This is a genomic window from Streptomyces sp. JHA26, assembly GCF_002005565.1.
Classification (GTDB): domain Bacteria; phylum Actinomycetota; class Actinomycetes; order Streptomycetales; family Streptomycetaceae; genus Streptomyces.
Genome location: NZ_BDJC01000039.1, coordinates 1 through 23,006 on the forward strand (window position 1 = coordinate 1; position 23,006 = coordinate 23,006).

Consider the following 23,006-nt stretch of genomic DNA (forward strand, 5'->3'; position numbering starts at 1 on the left):
CCGCGGCGCTGGTGGCGGCGGGCCCGCATCCGGGCGGCGGGGCGCAGGACGGCGGCCGGGCGCGCGGCCATCCGGTGACCGACCGGGCGCGCGAGCGGCCGACGACGCGGCCGGTGGCGGCGCCCGTGCGGATCGCCGACGCCGCGACGGTGCGGCTGCTGGCGCCGGGCGACCGGGTCGACGTCGTCGCGTCCGAGGAGGACGGGGGCGGCGGTGCCTCCGTGATCGCGCGGGGAGCACGGGTGCTGAAGGTGCCCGAGCCGGTCACCGGGGCGCCGGGGGCCGGAGCGCTGGTCGTGCTGTCGGTGCCGCCCGCCACCGCGCACCGGCTGGTCGGCGCGGGGGCCCGGGCGCGACTGGCGGTGACAGTGTGCTGAGCCTGTCAAGTCCCTCGGTCGAGGGGGCGGGGTGGACAGCACCGCCGGACGACGGCGTAGGTTGCGGAGCGTTTTGTTCTACAACCTGGTCGTGTGAGGAGTGCCCCCGAGGTGAGCGCGAAGAAGGATCCGGGCGTCTGGCAGGGCTTCAAGGCCTTCCTGATGCGCGGGAACGTCGTCGATCTGGCGGTCGCGGTGGTCATCGGCGCCGCCTTCACCAACATCGTCAACTCGGTGGTGAAGGGAATCATCAATCCGCTGGTCGGCGCGTTCGGCACGAAGAACCTGGACAGTTACAGCTCCTGTCTCAAGGGCCCGTGCACCGGTACGGGCGACAGCGCGACCGGCGTCCGGATCCTGTGGGGTTCGGTGCTCGGCGCCACCCTCACGTTCCTGATCACGGCGGCCGTCGTCTACTTCCTGATGGTCCTGCCGATGTCCAGGTACCTGGCCCGCCAGGAGGCCCGCCGCAAGGCCCGGGAGGGCACGCAGGAGGTCGTCGAGGTGTCCGAGCTGGAGGTGCTCAAGGAGATCCGCGACGCCCTGGTCGCGCAGCGCGGACCGGGCCACGACCGCACGTAGCGGGGACGGGCCGCCGGCGGCGGGCGTCCGCCCGCACGGCTCACAGGTGGTGGGGCGGCTTCTCGTCGAGGAAGCGCTTCAGGTCGGCCGCGCTGTCGGCCTCGGGCCGCTCGCCCCATCCCCGGTCGGTGTCGTCGGAGGACTGCTGGTCGAGCGGGTCGTCGAAGACCAGCGCGGGCTTCGGCGCGCGCGGCTCGGGTTCGGGGGCGGTACTCATGGCTCCAGGGTACGGCCCGCCCCGTTCCCGGCGGTCGGGAGCGCATCCGCCGCGTCCCTGCCGTGCCGGGCCCCGTGATGTCCGCCTCCGCTCCCCCGCCCGGGCCCGCCTGTCGCGGCCGGGGTGCCGGGGCCCGGCCGACACTGGGGGCATGACAGTGGACGCATTGACGGACGTCGCCGGAGTGCGGGTGGGGCACGCGACACGCATCGGCGACGGATGGCTCACGGGTACGACGGTGGTGCTCGTGCCGGAGGGCGGGGCGGTCGCCGCCGTGGACGTGCGCGGCGGTGGTCCCGGCACCAAGGAGACCGACGCGCTCGACCCGCGCAACCTGGTGCAGCGGATCGAGGCGGTGGTGCTGACCGGTGGCAGCGCCTACGGACTGGACGCGGCGTCGGGGGTGATGGCCTGGCTGGAGGAGCGTGGGCGCGGGGTGCGCGTCGGCCCCGACCCGGCGCACGTGGTGCCGGTGGTGCCCGCCGCCTGCGTCTTCGACCTGGGGCGCGGCGGCGACTTCCGGGCCAGGCCGGACGCGGCCACCGGGCGGGCGGCCGTCGAGGCGGCGGACGCGAGCGCACCGGGCGCGCGCGTGGCCGAGGGAGGCGTCGGGGCCGGCACGGGAGCCGTGGTGGGGCTCCTGAAGGGCGGGGTCGGCACCGCGAGCACCGTGCTGGACTCGGGCGTCACGGTGGCCGCGCTGGTGGTGGCCAACGCCGCGGGGTCGGTCACGGACCCGGAGACGGGGGTGCTGTACGGGGAGCTGTTCCGGGGACGGCGCGTGGAGTACCCGGCGGCGGACGTGCACGAGGCGGCGCGGCGGCGCCTCGCCGAGTCCGCGGCGCGGAACACGGCGCCTCCGCTCAACACCACGCTCGCCGTGGTCGCCACCGACGCCGAACTGTCCAAGGCGCAGGCGCAGAAGTTGGCCGGCACGGCGCACGACGGCATCGCGCGCGCCGTGCGGCCGGTGCACCTGCTCAACGACGGGGACACGGTCTTCGCCCTGGCGACCGGCGGGCGCCCGCTCGACGCGACGCGGCCGCTCGCGCTGAACGAGGTGCTGGCGGCGGGCGCGGACGTGGTGACGCGGGCGATCGTGCGCGCGGTGCGCGCCGCCGGCCCGGTGGACGGGCCGGGCGGACTGTGGCCCTCGTACGGCGAGTTGTACGGGGACCCGCGCGAGGTGCCGTAGCGGGACGGGCGTCCGGGCGAGGGCGAGTCTCCGGGCGGGAGCGGGCGTCCGGGCAGGGACGGGCGTCCGGGCGGGGGCAAGTCTCCTGTGTGCGGGGGCGATTGTCGCGGTTCTGTCACTGATCGGCTTTTCCGACGGTCGGCTGGAACCCCGTCGGCCGCCGGTCCGCTCTTCAGGGCTGAAGCGGACAGGCATACGACCCGAACCTGGAGCAGCCCGTGACAACGCAGGACATATCAGCGCGCCGTGCACTGGTGGCCTGTGCCGCCCTCGTGGTCGGCGCCCTGACCCTCACCGCCTGTGGTGGCAGCGCCAGCGCCGACGGCAAGGACGGCGGCGACGGCAAGGACGGCACCAGCTCGGTCAAGACCTCCGAGGCGAAGGTCGTGATCTCCGCGAAGGACGGGTCGACCAGCGCGTCGATCAACGCGACCGGCGTGAAGGTCAGCGGCGGCAAGCTGACCGACGTGAGGATGACGGTGGCGGAGACGGGGACGGCCGTAGCGGGCTCGATGTCCGCCGACGGTACGAGCTGGAAGCCGAAGGAGCAGCTGGAGCGCGGCACGAAGTACCGGATCAGCGCGACCGCGAAGGACGCGAACGGCCTGCCGGCCGCGGCCGACTCGACCTTCACCACCGTCTCCCCGAGCAACAGCTTCATCGGCACCTACACCCCGGACGGGGGCACCACGGTGGGGGTGGGCATGCCGGTGTCGTTCACGTTCGACAAGGAGATCGGCGACAAGAAGGCCGTGCAGTCGCACATCTCGGTCACCTCCAGCAGCGGGCAGAAGGTGGTCGGGCACTGGTTCGGCTCGCAGCGGCTCGACTTCCGGCCCGAGGACTACTGGAAGGCCGGCTCCAAGGTCACGATGAAGATCGACCTGGACGGGGTGGAGGGCGCGAACGGCGTCTTCGGCGTGCAGAAGAAGACCGTCACCTTCACCGTGGGCCGCTCGCAGGTCTCCACGGTCGACGTGAACACGCAGACCATGACGGTCGTGCGCGACGGCAAGACGGTCAAGTCGATCCCGATCTCCGCGGGCAGCGCCGAGAACCCGACGTACAACGGGCAGATGGTGATCTCCGAGAAGTCCCTCCAGACGCACATGGACGGCTCCACGGTCGGCTTCGGCGGCGAGTACGACATCCCGGACGTGCCGCACGCGATGCGGCTGAGCACCAGCGGCACGTTCATCCACGGCAACTACTGGTACCTGCAGAGCAACCCGCCCTTCGGCCGCCAGGGCACCAGCCACGGCTGCGTGGGGCTGCAGGACGTGCGGGGCGGCCAGGGCGACACCCAGAGCAAGTGGTTCTACGACCACTCGCTCATCGGGGACCTCGTCATCGTCAAGAACTCCCCGGACGACACGATCGCGCCCGACAACGGCCTCAACGGCTGGAACATGGGCTGGAGCGAGTGGGTCGCGGGCAGCGCCGTCTGACCCCGGCCGTATCAGCAGACCGGGTCGCCGAGCAGCGTTTTTTGACGATTCGCCGGGTCGCGCGGGAACTTCTCGCGCGACCCGCGCGTTTTTCGTGCGGACGTTTTCCCGGTTCCCGAACATGATGTCCGACCGAGGGGCTACGGTATGCACCCACCAGGTGACATGCAGCGACGCCGGGAGAAACCTTGAGCGTTCCGTACGACACGGCAGCGTACGAACCAGCCGAGTCGCCCGAGTCTCCGGAGGAGCACCTCATGCGACTGCTCGGCCGCGCCCTGAACTCGTTCGAGCTGCCCGACGAGACGATACGGCGACTGGACTGCGCGCTGGCGCACGACGGTTCGCTGCACTCCGCGCACCACAGCGCGGGGCTGCATCGCGAGACGTACCGGCACACGTGGCTGCTCGCCGACGGTTCGGCGCTCACCCTCTGGGAGCTCGTCCACAACACCGCTCCGGGCGGCGAGGCGCAGCACGAGGTGTACGTCGACGAGGAGGAACTGCGCGCCGCCACCGCCCGACTGGCGCTGCCGCCGGACACGCCGGACTTCGAACTGCCGGTGCCGGTGCAGCTGTCGCCGATCCCCACCCCGCGGCACGTCTACGTCCAAGGCGGCACCGCGGACCACGCGCGCAGGCTGCTGCGGCGCGCGGAGAACGCGGACCGGCCCGGCGCGGACACCGCCGCCCTGCTGGCCACGGCGTCCGCGCACCAGATCACGCAGGCCTTCGGCGTTCCCGGCCGCACGGGCCGCGCCGCGGTCGGCTTCTCGCTCTACGAGCACGCCTTCCTGCTCCAGGACGGCACCGAGGTCTCCCTGTGGGAGGTCGAGCACACGGCCACGCCCGACGGGCGGCACATGTGCGAGGTGTACGCCAGCGAGGACGCGGCCCGCAGGGCCATGGAGCGGCGGGCGGCGCAGGTGTCCTGAACCGCCGTCACCGGCCGGGCGGGCCAAGACGCGGGCGGCCGGGCCGGGTCCTCGTCGGATCCGGCCCGGCCGCCCGCGGCGTCTCAGGCCGCCACCGGCTGCTTCGTCCCCGTCGTCGAGGCCGAGGAGTCGGCGTCGCCGGTTCCCGGTGCCGCCGCTGCGGGCGTCTGCTTGCGCAGGCCCTTGAGGACGATCACCAGGGCCGTGGTGACGCACACGCCGGCCGCGACGGCGACCAGGTAGAGCAGCGGGTTGCCGATCAGCGGGACCACGAAGACGCCGCCGTGCGGGGCGCGCAGCGTCGCGCCGAAGGCCATCGACAGGGCGCCGGTGAGCGCGCCGCCCACCATCGAGGACGGGATGACGCGCAGCGGGTCGGCCGCGGCGAACGGGATCGCGCCCTCGGAGATGAAGGAGGCGCCCAGCACCCAGGCCGCCTTGCCGTTCTCGCGCTCGGTGGCGTTGAACAGCCGGCCGCGCACGGTCGTGGCCAGGGCCATCGACAACGGCGGGACCATGCCGGCCGCCATCACCGCCGCCATGATCTTCATCGCCGAGTCGCTGGGGTCGCTGACCGCGATGCCGGCGGTGGCGAAGGCGTAGGCGACCTTGTTGACCGGGCCGCCGAGGTCGAAGCACATCATCAGGCCGAGCAGCGCGCCGAGCAGGACGGCGTTGGCACCGGACAGTCCGCTCAGCCAGTCGGTCATCGCCTGCTGCGCGGACGCGATGGGCTTGCCGATCACCACGAACATCAGGAAGCCGACGACCGCTGAGGAGATCAGCGGGATCACCACCACCGGCATGATGCCGCGCAGTGCCGCCGGGATCCGCACCCGCTGGATCGCCATCACCACGGCACCGGAGATCAGACCGGCCGCCAGGCCGCCGAGGAAGCCCGCGTCGATGGTCAGCGCGATCGAGCCGCCGACGAAGCCGGGGACGAGGCCGGGCCGGTCGGCCATGCCGTAGGCGATGTAACCGGCCAGGACCGGGACGAGGAAGCCGAACGCCACGCCGCCGACCTGGAACAGCAGCGCCGCCCAGCTGTCGGCCTGCGTCCACACGAAGTGGTCCATCACCGACGGCGCCTTGTTGATCTCGTAGCCGCCGATCGCGAAGCCGAGGGCGATCAGCAGGCCGCCCGCCGCGACGAACGGGACCATGTAGCTGACGCCGGACATCAGCCACGTGCGCAGCTTGGTGCCGTAGCCCTCGCCGGGTTCGCCGCCGCGCTCGACGGGCGTCGCGCCCGGGGACGCGGAGGTGACCTCGCCGCGGGCCGCCTTGCCGCGGACCTCGCCGATCAGCTCGCCGGGCCGGTTGATGGCCGCCTTGACGCCGGTGTCGACGGTGGCCTTCCCGGCGAAGCGGTCCTTGTCGCGCACCGGCACGTCGTGGGCGAGGATCACGCCGTCCGCCGCCTCGATCACCGCCGGGTCGAGCCGGGTGAAGCCGGCCGAGCCCTGGGTCTCGACGACGAGGTCGACGCCCGCCTCGCGGGCCGCGTTCTCCAGCGACTCGGCCGCCATGTAGGTGTGCGCGATGCCGGTGGGACAGGAGGTGACGGCGACGATGCGGAAGGGCCGCTCGGACGCCGACTCCGTCTCCGCCTCCGCCCCGCCGCCGTTCGCGGTGCCGTTCGCCGTGGTGCCCGGGGCGGTCCCGTTCGCCGTGCTGCCCGTGGCGGTCCCGGCGGAGGCCGCCGCCGGGGCCGCCACGGAGTCCTCGGCGCCGTCGGGGGCGGCCGGTTCCTCCCCGCGGATCAGCGCCGCGGCGGCCGCGGCGTCGCCCACCGAGCGGAGCGCGGCGGTGAACTCGTCGTTCATCAGCTGCCGCGCCAGGGAGGAGAGGATCGTCAGGTGGGCGTCGTCGGCCCCCGCCGGAGCGGCGATCAGGAAGATCAGGTCGGCCGGGCCGTCCGCCGCGCCGAAGTCGACGCCGGGCGTGCTGCGGCCGAAGGCGAGGGTCGGCTCGGTGACGTGCTCGCTGCGGCAGTGCGGGATGCCGATGCCGCCGTCCAGGCCGGTCGGCATCTGCGCCTCGCGGGCGGCCACGTCGGCGAGGAAGCCCTCCAGGTCGGTCACCCGGCCCTGGGCCGCCATGCGTTCGGCGAGGGCGCGCGCCGCCGCTTCCTTGGTGTCGGCGGACAGGTCGAGGTCGACCAGGTCCGCGGTGATCATGTCGCTCATCGCGGGCTCCTTAGCTCGCGTATCGCCCGGGACACGGGGTGGTGGGCGAGGGTGGGGACGGAGGTGCTGCGGGGAGTGGTGGTGCGGTGGGGACTTCGGGGGACGGGGGCACGGGGGTGCGGGCCGGGGAGGGCGCCGAGGGCGCGCGGGCCGGTCACGACACCGGTTCCCTCAGCGCCAGGTCCACCGGCACCTCGGCCGTGACCGTCACCGCGGCCGGATCCAGGTCGGCCGGGGTGGGCATGACGCTGCCGGGGAGCCGGACGGCCGCGGCACCGTGCGCGACGGCGGAGGCGAGGGCCTGCGGTCCGCCGCCGGCGACGAGGAAGCCGGCGAGCGAGGCGTCACCGGCGCCGACGTTGCTGCGCACGGCGTCCACGCGGGCGGTGCCGAACCAGGTGCCCGCATCGTCCACGAGCAGCTGCCCGTCGGCCCCCAGGCTGGCGAGCACGGCCCGCGCGCCCAGCTCCCGCAGCTCCTCGGCGGCCTTCAGGGCGTCGCCGACGGTGGCCAGGGGGCGTCCGACGACCCCGGCGAGCTCCTCGGCGTTGGGCTTGACCACGTCGGGCCGCTCGCGCAGCGCCTCGCGCAGGGCGGGGCCGGAGGTGTCCAGGGCGATGCGGACCCCGGCGGCGTGCGCCCGGGCGACCAGGGCGGCGTACCAGGAGGGGGCGAGTCCGCGGGGCAGGCTGCCGCAGCAGGCGATCCAGTCGGCGCCGCGCGACTGCCGCCGCACGGTCTCCAGGAGCAGTTCCTGTTCGGCCGCCGACAGTTCGGGACCGGGGGCGTTGATCTTCGTCAGGATCCCGTCGGCCTCGGCGAGCGCGATGTTGGAGCGGGTGGCCCCGGCGACCGGCACCGGCGCGACCTCGATGCCCTGGGCGTCGAGCAGGTCGGCGACGAGCGCGCCGGGTGCGCCGCCGAGGGGCAGCACCGCGACGGTGCGCCGCCCGGCCGCGGTGACCGCGCGCGAGACGTTCACGCCCTTGCCGCCCGGGTCGACCCGCTCGCCGGTGGCGCGGACGACCTCGCCGCGGTCCAGGGAGGGGACCTCGTAGGTGCGGTCCAGCGACGGGTTGGGGGTGACGGTGAGGATCATGCGCGTACTACTTCCGTGCCGTCGCGCTCGATGGCGGCGGCGTCGTCGGGGCTCAGCCCGCTGTCGGTGATCAGCAGGTCCACGTCGCTCAGGGCCCCGAAGCGGGCGAAGTGCTCCTGACCGTGCTTGGAGGAGTCGGCGAGCAGCACCACGCGCCGGGCCGCGGCGACGGCGGCCCGCTTGACGGCGGCCTCGGCGAGGTCGGGGGTGGTCAGGCCGTGCTCGACGGAGAAGCCGTTGGCCGCCACCAGGGCCACGTCGGCGCGGATCTCGCCGTACGCGCGCAGCGCCCAGGCATCCACGGCGGCCCGCGTACGGTGCCGCACGCGCCCTCCGACCAGGTGGAGCTGGAGGCCGGGGTGGTCGGCGAGGCGGGCCGCGATGGGCAGGCTGTGGGTGACGACGGTGAGCCGGGTCTCCGGCGGGAGGGCGGCGGCCAGGCCGGCCACCGTCGAACCGGCGTCGAGGATGAGGGTGCCCTCGGCGGGCAGCTCCGCGAGGGCCGCCTTGGCGATGCGCTCCTTCTCGTCGGCCGCCGTGGACTCCCGCTCGGCGAGGTCCGGCTCGAAGTCGAGGCGCCCGGCGGGGATCGCGCCCCCGTGCACCCGGCGGAGCAGGCCGGCGCGGTCGAGGGCCTTGAGGTCGCGGCGGATGGTCTCCGCCGTCACCTGGAACTCCTCGGCCAGCGACACCACGTCCACCCGGCCGCCGTCCCGGGCGAGCCGGAGGATCTCCTGCTGCCGCTCCGGTGCGTACATGCCTGTTCGCCTCCGCCTGTGCCCGAACGTGTGGTTTCACCGGAGGCTACGCCCGGTTTTCCGGAATGTAAACAGCCAAGCGGAAGTGAACAGGCACAACCGGGCATGAACGGGCATGCACTGGGGGCGACTGCCCGCAGAGAGGGGCCGGAGCCGGGACGCGGGTGGGGCCCGGCACCGCAGTGCCGGGCCCCACCCGCGTCCCCCTGCCCGCCGTGCACCGGCCCCGCCGTGCACGGGCCCGTCGTCAGACCAGTGCGGGCTTCTCCCCCTCCTGCGCGGCCTCCTCCTGCGCGGCCTCCTCCTGCCCGGCCTCCTCCTGCTCCGCCGTCCCTTCCGCGTGCCGGTCCGTCCGCCCGGGCAGGGCGAACATCAGCAGGAAGATGACGCCCAGCACCGCGGCCACCCAGCCCAGCGCGTTCTGGAAGGCGTCGGCGTAGGCCGCCCCGATGCCGGACGGGGCCACGTGGTCGTCCATCGTGCCGAAGAAGACCACCGACACCAGGCCGAGTCCGAGCGCGTTGCCCATCTGCTGCACGGTGTTGATCAGCCCGGACGCCGCACCGGCGTGCTCGCGCGGCACCTGGGACAGCACCGCGTCCGTCAGCGGGGCGACGATCAGGCCCATGCCGACGCCCATGACGACCAGGGGCGGCGCCATCTGCCAGGACGTGATGCCGAGGCCGTACCGCCCGGCCTCCCAGAGGTAGAGCAGCACTCCGGCCGCCATCACCAGCGCGCCCGCCTGGAGCACCTTGCGCCCGAAGCGCGGGACCAGCTTCTGCACCGACAGGCCCGCCGCCACGGACACCGCGATCGAGAACGGCACGCCCGTCAGCCCGGCCCGCAGCGGGCTCCAGCCCAGCCCCTCCTGCATGTAGAGCGTCCACACCAGGAAGAAGATGCCGAGCCCGACCCCGAAGACGGTCTGGACGGCGATGCCCGCCGCGAAGCTCTTCACCTTGAACAGCGACAGCTCGACCAGCGGGGAGCCGTCCCGCGCGCTCTTGCGCCGCTCGTACGCCACCAGCACCGCGAGGACGACGAACGCGCCGCCCATCGACACGTACCCCCACAGCGGCCAGCCCAGCTCGCGGCCCCGGGTCAGCGGGTAGACCAGCATCAGCAGACCGAGGGTGACCAGGGCGACGCCGACCAGGTCCAGCTTGAGGGCGCGCGGGGCCTTGGACTCGGTGATGAAGCGGCTGCCGAGGACCAGGGCGGCGATGCCGACCGGCAGGTTGATGAGGAAGATGGGCCGCCATTCCAGCCCGAAGAGGTTCCACTCGGTCAGCAGGGCGCCGAGCAGCGGACCGGAGACGGCGCCGAGGCCGACGATCGCGCCGAACAGCCCGAACACCTTGCCGCGTTCGTGCGCCGGGAAGGTCGCGTGCACGATCGACAGCACCTGCGGCACCATCAGCGCGGCCATGGCGCCCTGGAGGATGCGCGAGGCGACCAGCATCTCCGGGTTCACCGCGAAGCCGCACAGCGCGGACGCGAGCGTGAAGCCGCCGATGCCCACGAGGAACAGCCGCTTGCGGCCGTGGATGTCGCCGAGCCGGCCGCCGGTGATCAGGCCGGCGGCGAAGGCGAGGGCGTAGCCGGCGGTGATCCACTGGATCTGGCTGAAGGAGGCGCCCTCGTCCCGCCGGATCGACGGGACCGCGATGTTGACGATCGTGACGTCGACGAGGTCCATGAACGCCGCCGTCATCACGATCGCGAGGGCGAACCAGCGCCGGCGGTCGGGCCGGACCGTGGAGGTGTCCGGGGTGTGCGTGAAGGTCATGGGAACAAGCTATGACCCAGATAGGTCAGATCGTGTCCTACTTCTGGGGCATGCTCGGACGCATGACGACGGACACTCCGGCCCGGCTCCTGACCCTGCTCTCCCTCCTCCAGACACCCCGTGAATGGCCCGGCGGCGAGCTCGCCGACCGGCTCGGGGTCTCCCGCCGCACGGTCCGGCGGGACATCGACCGGCTGCGCGAGCTGGGCTATCCCGTGCAGGCGACCATGGGTGCCGACGGCGGGTACCGGCTGGTCGCGGGCAAGGCGATGCCGCCGCTCGTGCTGGACGACGAGGAGGCGGTGGCGATCGCGGTCGGGCTGCGTGCCGGGGCGGGGCACGCGGTGGAGGGCGTGGACGAGGCGTCGGTGCGGGCGCTGGCCAAACTGGAGCAGGTGCTGCCGACGCGGCTGCGGCACCGCGTCGCCACGCTCCAGGCCGCGACGACGCCGCTGACCAGCGGGGACGGACCGAGCATCGCGCCCGAGACGCTGACCGTGATGGCCTCCACGGTGGCCGGACGGGAGCGGCTGCGGTTCGCCTACCGCGCCAAGGACGGCACCGAGTCGCGGCGCGTGACGGAGCCGTACCGGCTGGTCTCGACGGGCCGGCGCTGGTACCTGGTCGCCTACGACCTCGACCGGGACGACTGGCGGACCTTCCGGGTGGACCGGGTGAGCGAGCCGTTCGCGACGGGCGCGCGGTTCGCTCCCCGGGAGCTGCCGACAGGGGACGCGGCGGAGTACCTGCGCCGGTCCATGCAGTGGCGCGGCGACTCGTACGAGATCGTCGTCGCCTTCGCCGCGCCGGTGCGGGAGGTCGCCGCACGGCTGCCGGGGTGGATCGGGCCCCCGGAACCGGTGGGCGACGGGACGTCGTGCGTCCTGCGGGCCACGGTCTCGGACGCGGTGGAGTGGATGGCGGTGCGGCTCGCGATGCTCGGGGTGGACTTCCGGGTCCAGGAGCCGCCGGAGCTGGTCGCCTGCGTACGCGCCCTGGGCGCCCGCCTGACCCGAGCGGCCACGGAGGCCTGACGGCCGCCCGGCCCCCGCCCGCGCACACGCACCCGGCGTCACCAGGCGCGGCCGTGCCACCCCGGCCGCGCACGCGTCCCGCGCCACCACGCGCGCCTGTGCCACCTCCGCCGCACGCGCCCCGCGCCACCACGGAAGCCCGTGCCACCCCCGCCGCACACTCACCCCCACGTCACCACGGACGCTCGTGCCACCTCGCCGCACGCGCCTCGCGCCACCACGGACGCCCGTGCCACCCCCGCCGCGCACGCGCCCCGACCGCCGAGGGCGGCCGCACCGCGCCTACGCCCCCGGTGTCTCCTCCCAGGTGAACCCCCTCAGCACCTCCAGGTTCCCCAGCGCCAGTTCCAGGGCCCTCGTCGGGTCCTCCGCGGACGCGGCCCAGTACTCCACCGCCACCCGTACCGCCGCCCCCGCCGTGGCGGCGGCGAAGCGGAGTCGGGGGCCGGGCTCCGGCACCTCGGCAACGTTGTCGTCGCCGTCCCGCGCGGCCGCGATCCGCTCGGCCAGCGCCTCCCCGAGCGCCCGCTCGGTCATGTGGCACACGTCGGTCCACACCTTCCGCAGCGCCGGGCTCGTCCCGGTCAGGCGGATCAGCGTCCGGGCCCCCTCCCACGACGCGGCGGACACCCCGGCCCCCGGCGTCAGCGTATGCCGCGCCGCGTGTTCCAGGGCCTGCGGCGGGGACAGCTCGGGCGGGGCGTTCCGTACCGCCTCGACCCAGCGCTCGGCGCCCAGGGCGTAGAGGGGCGCGACGGCCTCCTCCTTGGTGGCGAAGTAGCGGTAGAAGGTGCGCGGGGCGATGCCGGCGGCGTGCGCGATGTCCTCGGCCCGGGTGGCCCGCAGGCCCTGGTGCGTGAAGAGGCGGGCCGCCGCGCGGGCGATGTCCATGCGGGTCCGGGCCTTGCGCCGCTCGGTCAGCGAGGCCGGTGGCCGGCCGAGAGCGGGAGTACGGGTGGTGCTGCTCACTTCGGCAGGTTATGCCGCTGTGGCAGAATCTGCCATCCGGCGGGTCACCCCGGGGTTCAGGTTCGGGGTGGCCCGCCTCTTCGGGCTCTGCGCAGCCGTGCCCGTCCACGGACGGAGCCGGTCGTGCCCCCGCCCGTGGACGGAGGGAGCCGGGCTGCGGCACCCGGGGGGAAGGGGCGCCGAGCCCGGCTCGGGAAGTCCCGGCGCCGGGGGGAGTGCGTCGGGACGTGGTCCAAGTGTGCGTCGGATCCGGTGCTGAAGGGGGCCCGAACCGCCGGGCCCGGAATTCTTGTTCCCGGGCCCCCGCCGGTTGAAGCAGCGTTGTACGGCCATGTTTGCGCGGGCTTCGGCCACCGGCGTACGCCCCAGGCGCCCCACCACGCCCCCGTCTTACGGGGCCGCCCGGGGACGGCCCCGACGGGTCCTACGCCGCCGCCTCGAAGCCGGTGTCACGCGCCAGCTTCTTCAGCTCCAGCAGCGCGTGCTTCTCGATCTGCCGGATCCGCTCGCGGGTGAGGCCGTGCTCCTTGCCGACCTCGGTCAGCGTGCGCTCGCGGCCGTCGTCGATGCCGTAGCGCATCTTGATGATGGAGGCCGTGCGCGGGTCCAGGCGGCCGATGAGGTCGTCCAGTTCCTCGCTGCGCAGCAGCGTCATCACGGACTGCTCGGGCGACACGGCGGAGGTGTCCTCCAGCAGGTCGCCGAACTGGGTCTCGCCCTCGTCGTCCACCGACATGTTCAGCGAGACCGGGTCGCGGGCCCAGTCGAGCACGTCGGTGACGCGCTCCGGCGTCGAACCGAGCTCGGCGGCGATCTCCGCGGGCTCCGGCTCACGGCCGTGCTCGCGGTTGAACTCGCGCTGCACGCGCCGGATCCGGCCGAGCTCCTCCACGAGGTGGACGGGCAGGCGGATGGTGCGCGACTGGTCGGCGATCGACCGGGTGATGGCCTGACGGATCCACCAGGTCGCGTACGTCGAGAACTTGAAGCCCTTGCGGTAGTCGAACTTCTCGACCGCGCGGACCAGGCCGGCGTTGCCCTCCTGGATGAGGTCGAGGAGCGGCAGGCCGCTGCGCGGGTACCGGCGGGCGACCGCGACGACCAGACGGAGGTTGGAACGGATGAAGACGTCCTTCGCCCGCTCGCCCGCGTCGATCAGGGCCTGGAGCTCCTCCCGGGTGGCGTCCGCCCCGGTCTCCTCGTAGCCTTCGAGGACCTGCCGCGCGAACACACCCGCCTCGATGGTCTGGGACAGCTCGACCTCCTTGGCGGCGTCGAGCAGGGGCGTCCGGGCGATCTCGTCGAGGTACATGCCGACCAGATCGCGGTCGGCGAGCTCGCCGCCGTTGGCGCGGACGCTGGTTGCCCTGTCGGTCGTCTCGCCGGTGGCGGACTTACGACGGGCGACGGCACGGGTTGCCATGCGTGCTCCCTTGCGATGAGTGGTTCAGCGGGTGGTCCAGCGGACGTTCGGCACCGTGTGGGTCGTCTCCGATCTCTGTCGTGCTGTGGCGGAATCCGTCTCCGGACTCCCTCGGGACTCTCCTCGGGTGCCCTGCATCCGAGGGAAACAACGACTGGAATCCGGACAGAATTCCCAACCCGCCCCTCGATTTTCCTGATCATGCAGTACCCTGTGCCGCCGCAGGAGGAGGTGCGATGCCGTCGGAGCGCACGGATGTGCAGGTCAGGCCGGGGGCCGACGGTGACCTCGAGGCCCTCACGGAGCTCTACAACCACTACGTACGTGAGACGCCCGTCACGTTCGACACCGCACCCTTCACTCCGGAGGAGCGCCGTCCGTGGCTGCTCTCCCACCCTGAAGACGGCCCGTACCGGCTGAGGGTTGCCACGGACGCGGACACGCGGGAGATTCTGGGCTACGCCACGTCCAGCCCCCATCGCGCCAAGCCCGCGTACGCGACGTCGGTGGAGACCACCGTCTACGTCGCCCCGCACGCCGGCGGCCGGGGCATCGGCACGCTGCTCTACGCGTCGCTCTTCGAAGCCCTGGCGGGCGAGGACCTGCACCGCGCCTACGCGGGCGTCGCGCAGCCCAACGAGGCCTCCGTCCGGCTGCACGAGCGCTTCGGCTTCCGGCACGTGGGCACGTTCCGCGAGGTGGGCCGCAAGTTCGGCCGCTACTGGGACGTGGCCTGGTACGAGAAGCCGCTCCGGGACCGTCCCTGAGCCCCTCAGCCGAACTGCACCGACCGCTTCGCCAGCCCCATCCAGAACCCGTCGATCACCGACCGGCCCAGGTCCAGCTCGCCGGCCGCGTCGGCCGCCCCCATCGTGACGAACAGCGGGGCGAAGTGCTCGGTGCGCGGGTGGGCGAGCCGCCCCGCCGGGGACGTGCGGGTGAAGTCGAGCAGCGCGTCCACGTCGCCGCTCTCGAGCGCGCGCCGCCCCCAGTCGTCGAACTCGGCCGACCAGGCGGGGACGCCGGGCCGGCGCAGGGCGGCCAGGTTGTGGGTGAAGAAGCCGGAGCCGACGATCAGCACGCCCTCGTCGCGCAGGGGCGCCAGCCTGCGGCCGATCTCCATGAGCCGCGCCGGGTCGAGGGTCGGCATGGAGACCTGGAGGACCGGGACGTCGGCGTCCGGGTACATCTCCACCAGCGGGACGTACGCGCCGTGGTCGAGGCCGCGGTCGGGGACGTCCTGCACGGGCGTGCCGGGGGCGCGCAGCAGCTTGCGGACGGAGTCGGCGAGCCCGGGGGCGCCGGGGGCGTCGTAGCGCACCCGGTAGTAGTGCTCGGGGAAGCCCCAGAAGTCGTACACGAGCGGCACGGTGCGGGTGGCGCCGAGGGCGAGCGGGGCCTCCTCCCAGTGGGCGGAGACGACGAGGATCGCCGTCGGGCGCGGCAGGCCGGCGGCCCAGGCGGCGAGCTGCCCGGGCCAGACGGGGTCGTCGGCGAGGGGCGGGGCACCGTGGCTGAAGTAGAGGGCGGGCATCCGCTCCCGGACGTCGGTCGACATGGCGGCGGCTCCCCATCACACGACTGTTGCTTGAAGTCTCAATCTCTTCCGTGTTCGAACCTACGTCACTTTTGTTTAATATTCAAGGAGTAGTCTCGTAGAGTGGGATACATGAATACGGCACCCATCCCGGCCCCCGCCGACGAGCCCCGCTGGCTCACCGACGAGGAGCAGCTCGTGTGGCGCTCCTACATCGAGGCCGCCACCCTCCTGGAGGACCACCTCGACCGCCAGCTGCAGCGCGACGCGGGCATGCCCCACGTCTACTACGGCCTGCTGGTCAAGCTCGCCGAGTCGCCGAGGCGGCGCCTGCGTATGACGGAGCTGGCCAAGTACGCGAAGATCACCCGCTCCCGTCTCTCGCACGCGGTCGCCCGCCTGGAGAAGAACGGCTGGGTGCACCGCGAGGACTGCCCGTCCGACAAGCGCGGTCAGTTCGCGGTGCTCACGGACGAGGGGTACGCGGTCCTGCGGCGGACCGCACCGGGCCACGTGGACGCCGTGCGCCAGGCCGTGTTCGACCGGCTCACCCCGGAACAGCAGAAGTCCCTCGGCGAGATCATGCGGATCGTCGCCGAGGGACTCCAGCCCGCCGAGGCGGGCGCGGACCTGCCCTGGCTGCGCTGAGCGGATCGCTCGGGCGGCCGGACGGGTCCGCGGGGGAACCGTGCGCGCGGGGGCGTCCCCTCCCCCTGCGCACGGGTGGCACGGGTGGTGCTCAGGGCCCGGGGGGTATCACCGGCCGGTGTCGTGTCAGTGGGCGACGACCGGCACCGGCAGCTCGTCCTCGACGCCGTCACCGGAACCGGCCCCCGTGACGGACGTGCCGCCCGGACGGCCGGCGGTGACGAAGGTCAGGGCGATCACACCGGCGGCGACCAGGATGCCGACGGCGAACCAGATCGCGCTGGTGTAGCCGTGCACCATGCCCTCCAGCTGGACCAGCTGCTGCTGGGACCGGCCGGCCGCGCCGCCGATGTGGTCGGCGATGTAGGACGTGGTGGCCGAGGCGGCGATCGTGTTCAGCAGCGCCGTACCGATGGCGCCGCCCACCTGTTGGGAGGTGTTGACCATCGCGGAGGCGACACCGGCGTCCCGCGGCTGCACGCCCTGGGTGGCCAGGGACATGGCCGGCATGAACGCCGTACCCATGCCGAGACCGAGCAGCAGCATGCCGGGCAGCAGCACGGCGGCGTAGGAGGTGTCGACCTCCAGCTGGGTCAGCAGCAGCATGCCGACGGCGGCGACCAGGAAGCCGGGACCCATCAGGAGACGGGCCGGGACGCGGGTCATCAGACGGGCGCCGATCTGGGTGGATCCCGTGATCATGCCCGCGACCATGGGCAGGAAGGCGAAGCCGGTCTTCACCGGCGAGTAGCCCTTCACGACCTGCAGGTAGTAGGTCAGGAAGAGGAACAGGCCGAACATGCCGATGATGGCCAGGCCCAGCGAGAGGTAGATGCCGCCGCGGCTGCGGTCGGTGACCACGCGCAGCGGCAGCAGCGGCGCCTTGACCCGGCTCTCGACCAGCACGAAGGCGGCCAGCAGCACGGCGGAGCCGACGAACATGCCGATCGTCAGTCCGTCGCTCCAGCCGGCCGACTCGGCGCGGGTGAAGCCGTAGACGAGCGCGACCAGTCCGAGGGTGGACAGGATCACGCCGGGCACGTCGAGCGGGGAGCGGTTGCGGCCGCCCTCGGGCTCGCGGACGACCAGGTACGCACCGGCCGCGGCGACGACCGCGAACGGGACGTTGACGAAGAAGGTCCAGCGCCAGTCCAGGTACTCGGTGAGGAAGCCGCCGAGGATCAGGCCGACGGCGGCACCGCCACCGGCGATCGCGCCGTAGATGCCGAACGCCTTGGCGCGCTCCTTGGCGTCCGTGAACATCACGGCGAGCAGGGAGAGCGCGGCGGGCGCGAGCAGCGCGCCGAAGACACCCTGGAGGGCGCGGGAGCCGAACATCATCGCCTCGTTGGTGGCCGCACCGCCGAGCGCGGAGGCGACGGCGAAGCCGGCCAGGCCGAGGACGAAGGTCCGCTTGCGGCCCCACAGGTCGGCGATCCGGCCGCCGAACAGCAGCAGGCCGCCGAAGGCGAGGGCGTAGGCCGTGACGACCCACTGCCGGTTGCCGTCGGAGATGCCGAGGTCCTGCTGGGCGGAGGGAAGCGCGATGTTCACGATGGTCGAGTCGAGGACGACCATCAGCTGGGCGAGCGCGATGAAGACGAGCGCCTTCCAGCGGCCGGCGTCGGGGACGCCGGGAGCCTTGACGGCTGTTTCGGACATGGGGATACCCACTTCGGGACGTTGTGACGGAAAAAGATGAGGTGAACGAGGTGGCAGGGACGGCGCGTCTACGGTGACGGCCGCCGGGAGGACCGTCCTGCGTGCGGACGGCCGGGCGTCGTGGAACTCTTCGTGGAACTCGTCGTGGAACACCGGCACCGGCACCGGCGCCGGTGCTGGTGCTGGTGCGGGTGTCGGTGTGGACGCCGGTGCCGATGCCGGTGCCGGTCGGAGGAGTGGTCGCGTACGGGTCGCGGTACTAGTCGCAGGGGCGCCGCAGGTCCTCCATGGTCATGGCCCTCTCCGGCAGGGCGGAGCGGGCGGGGGCCCGCAACCCGTCCAGGAACAGCTGGAGATGACGGTGGACGAACCGGTCGGCGCGCAGGCACTCGGTGCCGGCCGGGGGCCGGCTGAGCTGGGCCACGGCGATCATCAGGTCGCCCACGCCCACGTCGGGGCGGAGCTGACCGGCCGCCGCCGCCCGCTCCATGACCTCGGCGACGAGCCGCTCGACCCGGCCGCGCGCCGCTTCCAGGTCGGGGTGGTACTGGTCGAACGTGCTGGCCACCATCGGGCACAGCGCGCTGATCCGCTCGTCGGCGGCGGCGTGCACGAAGCGCTCCAGCGCCTCGAACGCGTCGCCGGTGTCCGCGAGGGCCAGCTCGGCCGCCCGTGCCGTGCGGTCCATGACCGAGCAGACGACCTCGCGGACGAGGGCGTCGCGGTCGGGGAAGTTGCGGTACACCGTGGCGTTGCCGACACCGGCCCGGCGGGCGACCTCGTCGAGCGGCACGTCGGGGCCGTGCTCGACGAACATCTCCCGGGCGGCGGTGACGATCCGCTCCCGGTTGCGCAGGGCGTCGGCACGCGGCCGGGTCGCCTTGCGCTGCGCGGGGGTTGCGGTCTGCACGGCGTACTCCTCGGACGGGGATGACGGTGGATCCTGGGTCGCGATCCGGGGATCGTTTCCCCGTTTCGCTCGAACACAGGGCTAAACGGGGAAGCGGTCCCCGGTTATTTCCCTCACACGCACCTCTTCACAGTGACGTGCGTCACACCTTCCACGGTGCCCCGCGACACCCCGCCGGGGCGGGAACGGGACCCCGGACAAGGGCTGCCGACGAGGCCGCGAACACGCCCGTGAGCGGGGTCACGAGCAAGGCCCCGAGCAGGTCCCTGAGCAGGCCCGCGAGGGCGCGGGCACCCCGGCCCCGGACGGCACCGACGGCTACCCGCGGGAAACCCACGATCGGTCCGCTCCAACGCGCGCCCGCACCCCTCTCGACACAGGGTGTTCACCAGGGTGCAGTCGGTGACCGGCGGCTGCCGTGGTCCGGGAGGTCTGCATGCAGCCGCAGCCGCACGTGCGGCCGCCGAGCCGTCGGATACGCCTGCGCCGGCCGGCCGCGATAGCGACCGTCGCCGTCCTGACGCTCGCCGTCAGCACCTCGGCGGGCACCGGCCGGCTCGCCCCGGGCACCTCCACGGCCGGACCGGGCCCGGCCACCCTCTCCCGCTCCTCCGCGCACGGCCCCTGCCTGATCAGCGGCGGCCCCGAGATCCAGATGTCGGAAGGCGTCCCGACCTCGTCCGGGTACGCCCGCTCCACCGGGACCGTCCGCGCGCTCAACCTGATGATCGACTTCTCCGACGCGCCCGGCGAGGGCACGGCCCTCGACCGGTACGCCGAGTTCTTCCCGCAGACCCGGGAGTGGTTCCGCACCAGCTCCTACGGCCGCCTCGACTACCGCCCCGAGACCCCGGTCCGCGGCTGGCTGCGCATGCCCAAGCCGTTCGCCGAGTACGGCATACAGCGCGGCGCCCCCTTCGAACCCGGCTACCGGGAGCTGGTGCAGGACCTGGTGTCGGTGGCCGACGCGAAGGTGGACTTCCGCGCGTACGACGTCCTGAACGTCCTGGTGACGCCGAACGCGGGCCCCTCCGCCCTGGACACGGTCCTGTCCGTCACCTTCGCCGGCAACGCCGAGGCCCCGGTCGCCGACGGCGTCCCGGTGGCGAACGCGTCCTTCGTCTACTCCCGGCAGGACGACGGCTCCGGCTCCTACGACGAGACCGGCTACCGCGTCCTGCCCCACGAGAACGGCCACGTCTTCGGCCTGCCCGACCTCTACACCCAGGAGGGCGGGGGCGCGGTCGGCCACTGGGACATCATGAGCGAGGACTGGGGCGCCGACAACGACCTGCTCGGCTGGCACAAGTGGAAGCTGGGCTGGCTGGAACCGTCCCAGGTGCACTGCGCGTCGCGGCCGGGCACGACGGAGTACACGCTGACGCCGCTGGCCCGCAAGGGCGGCGACAAGCTCGTGGTCGTACCGCTGGACGGGAAGTCCGGGTACGCGGTCGAGCTGCGCACCCGCGAGGGCAACGACGAGGCCGTCTGCCGCGAGGGCGTCCTGATCTACAAGGTCGACGCGGACGTGGACACGGGGATGGGCCCGGTGACGGTGTACGACTCCCGTGAGCACAGCGGCGGTTGCACGCGCAGCCCCAACGTCCACGCGGAGCTCTCGGACGCCGCCTTCGTCCCGGGCGAGACCTTCAAGGACCCGCGCCGGGGCATCACGATCACGGTGTCGGGGGCGGACCTGAAGGGCGACCACCAGGTGCGGGTCACGCGGAGCTGACGTCCGGGCCGCCGGGGAGGGGAAGGGACCACCGGCCCCGCATTACGGTAGGCCTGCCGCGACCGCCGTACCGGAGAGCAGATGCCCGCCCACACCACGCACGACACCGCCGACGCCGCCACGCCGGCCGACGCCGTCACGCCGGCCGAGGCGGTCACGCCGGCCGAGGCGGTCGCGCCGCTGCTGCGCGGCATCGCCGTACTGCGGCGGCTGACCGAGGCGGACGGCGGCACCCTCAGCCTCAGCGAGCTGGAGAAGGCCACCGGCCTCGCCCGCTCCACGGTCGACCGCGTCACCGCCACCCTGGCCCGCATGGGGTACGTCCGCCCGGACGGCCGCGACGTGACCCTCGCCCCCCGCCTGATGGAACTGGGCAACGCCTACCTCGCCGCCCTGCGCCTGCCCGCCCTGCTGTCCCACCGGGCCGACGCCCTCGCCGACGAACTGGACGAGTCGGTGTCCCTGGCGGTCGGCGACCGGGACGGCGTCCGCTTCATCCACCAGGCCACGCGCCGCCGGGCGATGTCCCTGAGCTTCCGCATCGGCGACCTGCTGCCCGCCGAACGCACCGCACCCGGCCCGCTGTTCGCCACGGAGTGGACGGAGGCCGACTGGGACCACTGGCACGCCCGCCGCTCCACCGACCCGGAGGACCGCACCTTCCCCTCCGTACCACCACGCACCCACGCCACCACCTCCTCCGACGCGGACTTCGAGCACCGCACGGCGAGGGCGGCGGCCGACGGCTGGGCCCTGGACGACCAGCTGATCGAGCCGGGCCTGGTCGCGGTCTCGGTGCCGGTGCGGGATCCCGGCACCGGCCGGGTGACGTGCGTGGCGAGCGTGGTGAGCCACACCAGCCGCCACACGGCCCGGGACCTGCGGACCACCCTGCTCCCCCGCCTGCGCTCGGCGGTGACGCGGATGGAGGACGACCTGCGCACCGCCCCGCCACCGGCCTCCGACGCACCGCCCGCGACGGGCCTGGCCATCTGGACGGGCGCGTCGAAACAGGAGCTGGGCCGGGACTTCGTGGAGTCCCTGGCCCGCGGCCTGACCGTCCTCACGGCCTTCGGCGAGGGCCGGGCGTCCCTGACCCTCACGGAGGTCGCGAAGGCGACGGGGCTGGCGCGGGCGACGGTCCGCCGTGCCCTGATCACCCACGAACACGCGGGCCTGGTGACGCAGTCCCCCGACCGCGCCTTCACCCTCACCCCCCGCGTCCTCTCCCTCGGCTTCCCGCCCCTCTCCCGCCTCACCCTCCCCCAGATCGCCCAGCCCCACCTGACCGCGCTGGCGGCCCGCGTCAACGAGTCGGCCTCCCTGGCCGTCCTGTCCGACTCGGGCACGGAGGTCCAGTACACGGCCCAGGCCTCCCCGAGCCGCGTGATGAGCGCCCGCATCCCCGTGGGCACCCGCCTGCCGGCCTCCGCGACCTCCCTGGGCCGCGTGCTCCTCGCGCACCTCGAAGAGGTCCGAGCACAGGGCTACGCCCTGGTAGACGAGGAACTGGAAGCCGGCCTGCGCTCGATCGCGGTCCCGGTGCGCGACCGCACGGGCCGGGCGGTGGCGGCGGTGAACGTGGCGATGCACGCGGCCCGCCGGACGACGGAGGCCTGCGTGACGGAGATCCTCCCGGAGCTCCGCCGGACGGCCACCGGCATCGAGACGGACCTCCACACGGCAGCCCGCTTCACCCCCGTCCCCCCGACCTGACCACCCGCTACACTGTCGGCGGTGGCACAGCCGTACCACCGCGCACCATCACCGGCCTTCGTAGCTCAGGGGATAGAGCACCGCTCTCCTAAAGCGGGTGTCGCAGGTTCGAATCCTGCCGGGGGCACAGAGCTTGACCAGGGCAGAGGCCCCGGAAACCGCAGGTCAGCGGACGTCCGGGGCCTCTCTCGTGCCCGTGATTCCCAGTCTGCCTACGGTCTCCCTGCGAGCTGAATACACCCTCCCTACGGAGCCCCGTCTCCTAAATGTCCCCTAAACGATCAAGTCGTTGTCGCAGGTCACCTCGGACGCAAGCAACCCCCGCACTCCCGTAGGAGTCGGGGAGCGGATCCGCCAGGTGCGCGAGGACCTGAACCTAAGCCAGCTGGACGTGTGTGACCGGTCGGGTATCGACGTGGCCTCGTACAGCCGCATCGAGAACGGGCACTCGGCCCCGATCCCCGACACGCTGATTCGGATCGCCGACGCCATGGGCGTGCAGCTAGAGGAGCTCGTCAGGCGGCCCGCCCCCGACGGGGAGTAGGGACGAGCCGCAGCCAGGAGAGAACCTCAGGCGCGCGCTCGGACGACAAGGGTCCCGATCGCCCGGTTGCCGGGCGGTGCCTCCAGGACCGTCGCGTCGACGTCGGTGAACCCGTGCTCCTTCAACAGCCGCTCCCAGGCGTCGGGCCCGTAGTCCTCCTGTTGTGGACGTCGCCTCCGGACGGAGGCGTCTGACCCGCCCGCTGGTAGCGGGCGGGAGTCTGTGCGAGGCGC

At 73.3% G+C, this 23,006-nt stretch carries 21 protein-coding genes and 1 tRNA gene; 12 read left to right on the forward strand and 10 right to left on the reverse strand.

Annotated features, from left to right (window positions below; genetic code table 11):
- Positions 1–377, forward strand: a 377-nt coding sequence (locus JHAT_RS22585; protein ID WP_107481993.1) for an RcpC/CpaB family pilus assembly protein, incomplete at its 5' end; no start/stop codon positions are given.
- 111 nt (positions 378–488) lie between these two features.
- Complete coding sequence (gene mscL, locus JHAT_RS22590; RefSeq protein WP_077800076.1) at positions 489–959, forward strand: large conductance mechanosensitive channel protein MscL; 471 nt, start codon at positions 489–491, stop codon at positions 957–959.
- A 40-nt stretch (positions 960–999) separates the two neighbouring features.
- On the opposite strand, the gene JHAT_RS22595 is transcribed toward mscL, so the two are convergent.
- Positions 1,000–1,176: a hypothetical protein gene (locus tag JHAT_RS22595; protein WP_077800077.1), complete on the reverse strand. Its 177-nt coding sequence runs from the start codon at positions 1,174–1,176 to the stop codon at positions 1,000–1,002.
- 151 nt (positions 1,177–1,327) lie between these two features.
- Here JHAT_RS22595 and JHAT_RS22600 point away from each other — a divergent pair, with 151 nt between their 5' ends.
- The 3 genes from JHAT_RS22600 (at position 1,328) to JHAT_RS22610 (ending at position 4,754) form a co-directional block, all read left to right on the forward strand.
- On the forward strand, positions 1,328–2,371 hold the full coding sequence (locus JHAT_RS22600) for a P1 family peptidase (protein WP_077800078.1): 1,044 nt from the start codon (positions 1,328–1,330) through the stop codon (positions 2,369–2,371).
- Positions 2,372–2,589: 218 nt separating this feature from the next.
- Complete coding sequence (locus JHAT_RS22605; RefSeq protein WP_077800079.1) at positions 2,590–3,819, forward strand: Ig-like domain-containing protein; 1,230 nt, start codon at positions 2,590–2,592, stop codon at positions 3,817–3,819.
- A 188-nt stretch (positions 3,820–4,007) separates the two neighbouring features.
- Positions 4,008–4,754, forward strand: a complete 747-nt coding sequence (locus JHAT_RS22610; protein WP_107481994.1) for a DUF6227 family protein — start codon at positions 4,008–4,010, stop codon at positions 4,752–4,754.
- 83 nt (positions 4,755–4,837) lie between these two features.
- Here the strand turns inward: JHAT_RS22610 and JHAT_RS22615 are convergent, their stop codons facing one another.
- From JHAT_RS22615 to JHAT_RS22630, 4 genes are all read right to left on the reverse strand, one after another.
- Entirely contained in the window at positions 4,838–6,946 is a 2,109-nt protein-coding gene (locus JHAT_RS22615; RefSeq protein ID WP_077800081.1) for a fructose-specific PTS transporter subunit EIIC, read from the reverse strand.
- A 154-nt stretch (positions 6,947–7,100) separates the two neighbouring features.
- Positions 7,101–8,045: a 1-phosphofructokinase gene (gene pfkB / locus JHAT_RS22620; RefSeq protein ID WP_077800082.1), complete on the reverse strand. Its 945-nt coding sequence runs from the start codon at positions 8,043–8,045 to the stop codon at positions 7,101–7,103.
- On the reverse strand, positions 8,042–8,803 hold the full coding sequence (locus JHAT_RS22625) for a DeoR/GlpR family DNA-binding transcription regulator (protein ID WP_077800083.1): 762 nt from the start codon (positions 8,801–8,803) through the stop codon (positions 8,042–8,044). The genes pfkB and JHAT_RS22625 overlap by 4 nt, the downstream gene beginning before the upstream one ends.
- 247 nt (positions 8,804–9,050) lie before the next feature.
- Positions 9,051–10,595, reverse strand: a complete 1,545-nt coding sequence (locus JHAT_RS22630; RefSeq protein WP_077800084.1) for an MFS transporter — start codon at positions 10,593–10,595, stop codon at positions 9,051–9,053.
- A 62-nt stretch (positions 10,596–10,657) separates the two neighbouring features.
- Between JHAT_RS22630 and JHAT_RS22635 the strand changes: the two genes are divergently transcribed.
- A complete protein-coding gene (locus tag JHAT_RS22635) occupies positions 10,658–11,629 on the forward strand; it encodes a YafY family protein (RefSeq protein WP_077800139.1) in 972 nt (323 codons plus the stop codon).
- A gap of 282 nt (positions 11,630–11,911) precedes the next feature.
- On the opposite strand, the gene JHAT_RS22640 is transcribed toward JHAT_RS22635, so the two are convergent.
- Both JHAT_RS22640 and JHAT_RS22645 read right to left on the reverse strand, forming a co-directional pair.
- The gene (locus JHAT_RS22640; protein WP_307718354.1) at positions 11,912–12,598 is read right to left on the reverse strand and encodes a TetR/AcrR family transcriptional regulator; all 687 of its coding nucleotides are present in this window, start codon (positions 12,596–12,598) and stop codon (positions 11,912–11,914) included.
- Positions 12,599–13,022: 424 nt separating this feature from the next.
- Complete coding sequence (locus JHAT_RS22645) at positions 13,023–14,021, reverse strand: RNA polymerase sigma factor RpoD/SigA (protein ID WP_077800086.1); 999 nt, start codon at positions 14,019–14,021, stop codon at positions 13,023–13,025.
- Between the two features lie 236 nt (positions 14,022–14,257).
- Between JHAT_RS22645 and JHAT_RS22650 the strand changes: the two genes are divergently transcribed.
- Complete coding sequence (locus JHAT_RS22650) at positions 14,258–14,788, forward strand: GNAT family N-acetyltransferase (RefSeq protein ID WP_077800087.1); 531 nt, start codon at positions 14,258–14,260, stop codon at positions 14,786–14,788.
- Positions 14,789–14,793: 5 nt separating this feature from the next.
- Here the strand turns inward: JHAT_RS22650 and JHAT_RS22655 are convergent, their stop codons facing one another.
- Positions 14,794–15,555 (reverse strand): dioxygenase, encoded by a 762-nt coding sequence (locus tag JHAT_RS22655; protein ID WP_077800140.1) that lies wholly within the window; start codon positions 15,553–15,555, stop codon positions 14,794–14,796.
- 135 nt (positions 15,556–15,690) lie between these two features.
- On the opposite strand from JHAT_RS22655, the gene JHAT_RS22660 reads away from it, so the two are divergent.
- Positions 15,691–16,206 (forward strand): MarR family winged helix-turn-helix transcriptional regulator, encoded by a 516-nt coding sequence (locus JHAT_RS22660; RefSeq protein ID WP_077800088.1) that lies wholly within the window; start codon positions 15,691–15,693, stop codon positions 16,204–16,206.
- Positions 16,207–16,332: 126 nt separating this feature from the next.
- On the opposite strand, the gene JHAT_RS22665 is transcribed toward JHAT_RS22660, so the two are convergent.
- Together JHAT_RS22665 and JHAT_RS22670 are read right to left on the reverse strand one after the other, a co-directional pair.
- On the reverse strand, positions 16,333–17,868 hold the full coding sequence (locus JHAT_RS22665) for an MFS transporter (protein ID WP_077800089.1): 1,536 nt from the start codon (positions 17,866–17,868) through the stop codon (positions 16,333–16,335).
- 259 nt (positions 17,869–18,127) lie between these two features.
- The gene (locus JHAT_RS22670; RefSeq protein ID WP_077800090.1) at positions 18,128–18,778 is read right to left on the reverse strand and encodes a TetR/AcrR family transcriptional regulator; all 651 of its coding nucleotides are present in this window, start codon (positions 18,776–18,778) and stop codon (positions 18,128–18,130) included.
- A gap of 436 nt (positions 18,779–19,214) precedes the next feature.
- On the opposite strand from JHAT_RS22670, the gene JHAT_RS22675 reads away from it, so the two are divergent.
- The 4 genes from JHAT_RS22675 to JHAT_RS22690 all read left to right on the forward strand — a co-directional run bounded on the left by JHAT_RS22675 (position 19,215) and on the right by JHAT_RS22690 (position 22,773).
- Positions 19,215–20,513 (forward strand): M6 family metalloprotease domain-containing protein, encoded by a 1,299-nt coding sequence (locus JHAT_RS22675; protein WP_077800141.1) that lies wholly within the window; start codon positions 19,215–19,217, stop codon positions 20,511–20,513.
- An 81-nt stretch (positions 20,514–20,594) separates the two neighbouring features.
- Positions 20,595–22,229, forward strand: coding sequence for an IclR family transcriptional regulator C-terminal domain-containing protein (locus tag JHAT_RS22680; RefSeq protein WP_077800091.1), 1,635 nt, complete (start codon positions 20,595–20,597; stop codon positions 22,227–22,229).
- A 54-nt stretch (positions 22,230–22,283) separates the two neighbouring features.
- Positions 22,284–22,356, forward strand: a tRNA-Arg gene (locus tag JHAT_RS22685).
- Positions 22,357–22,518: 162 nt separating this feature from the next.
- The gene (locus JHAT_RS22690) at positions 22,519–22,773 is read left to right on the forward strand and encodes a helix-turn-helix domain-containing protein (protein ID WP_077800092.1); all 255 of its coding nucleotides are present in this window, start codon (positions 22,519–22,521) and stop codon (positions 22,771–22,773) included.
- Positions 22,774–23,006: the final 233 nt, after the last annotated feature.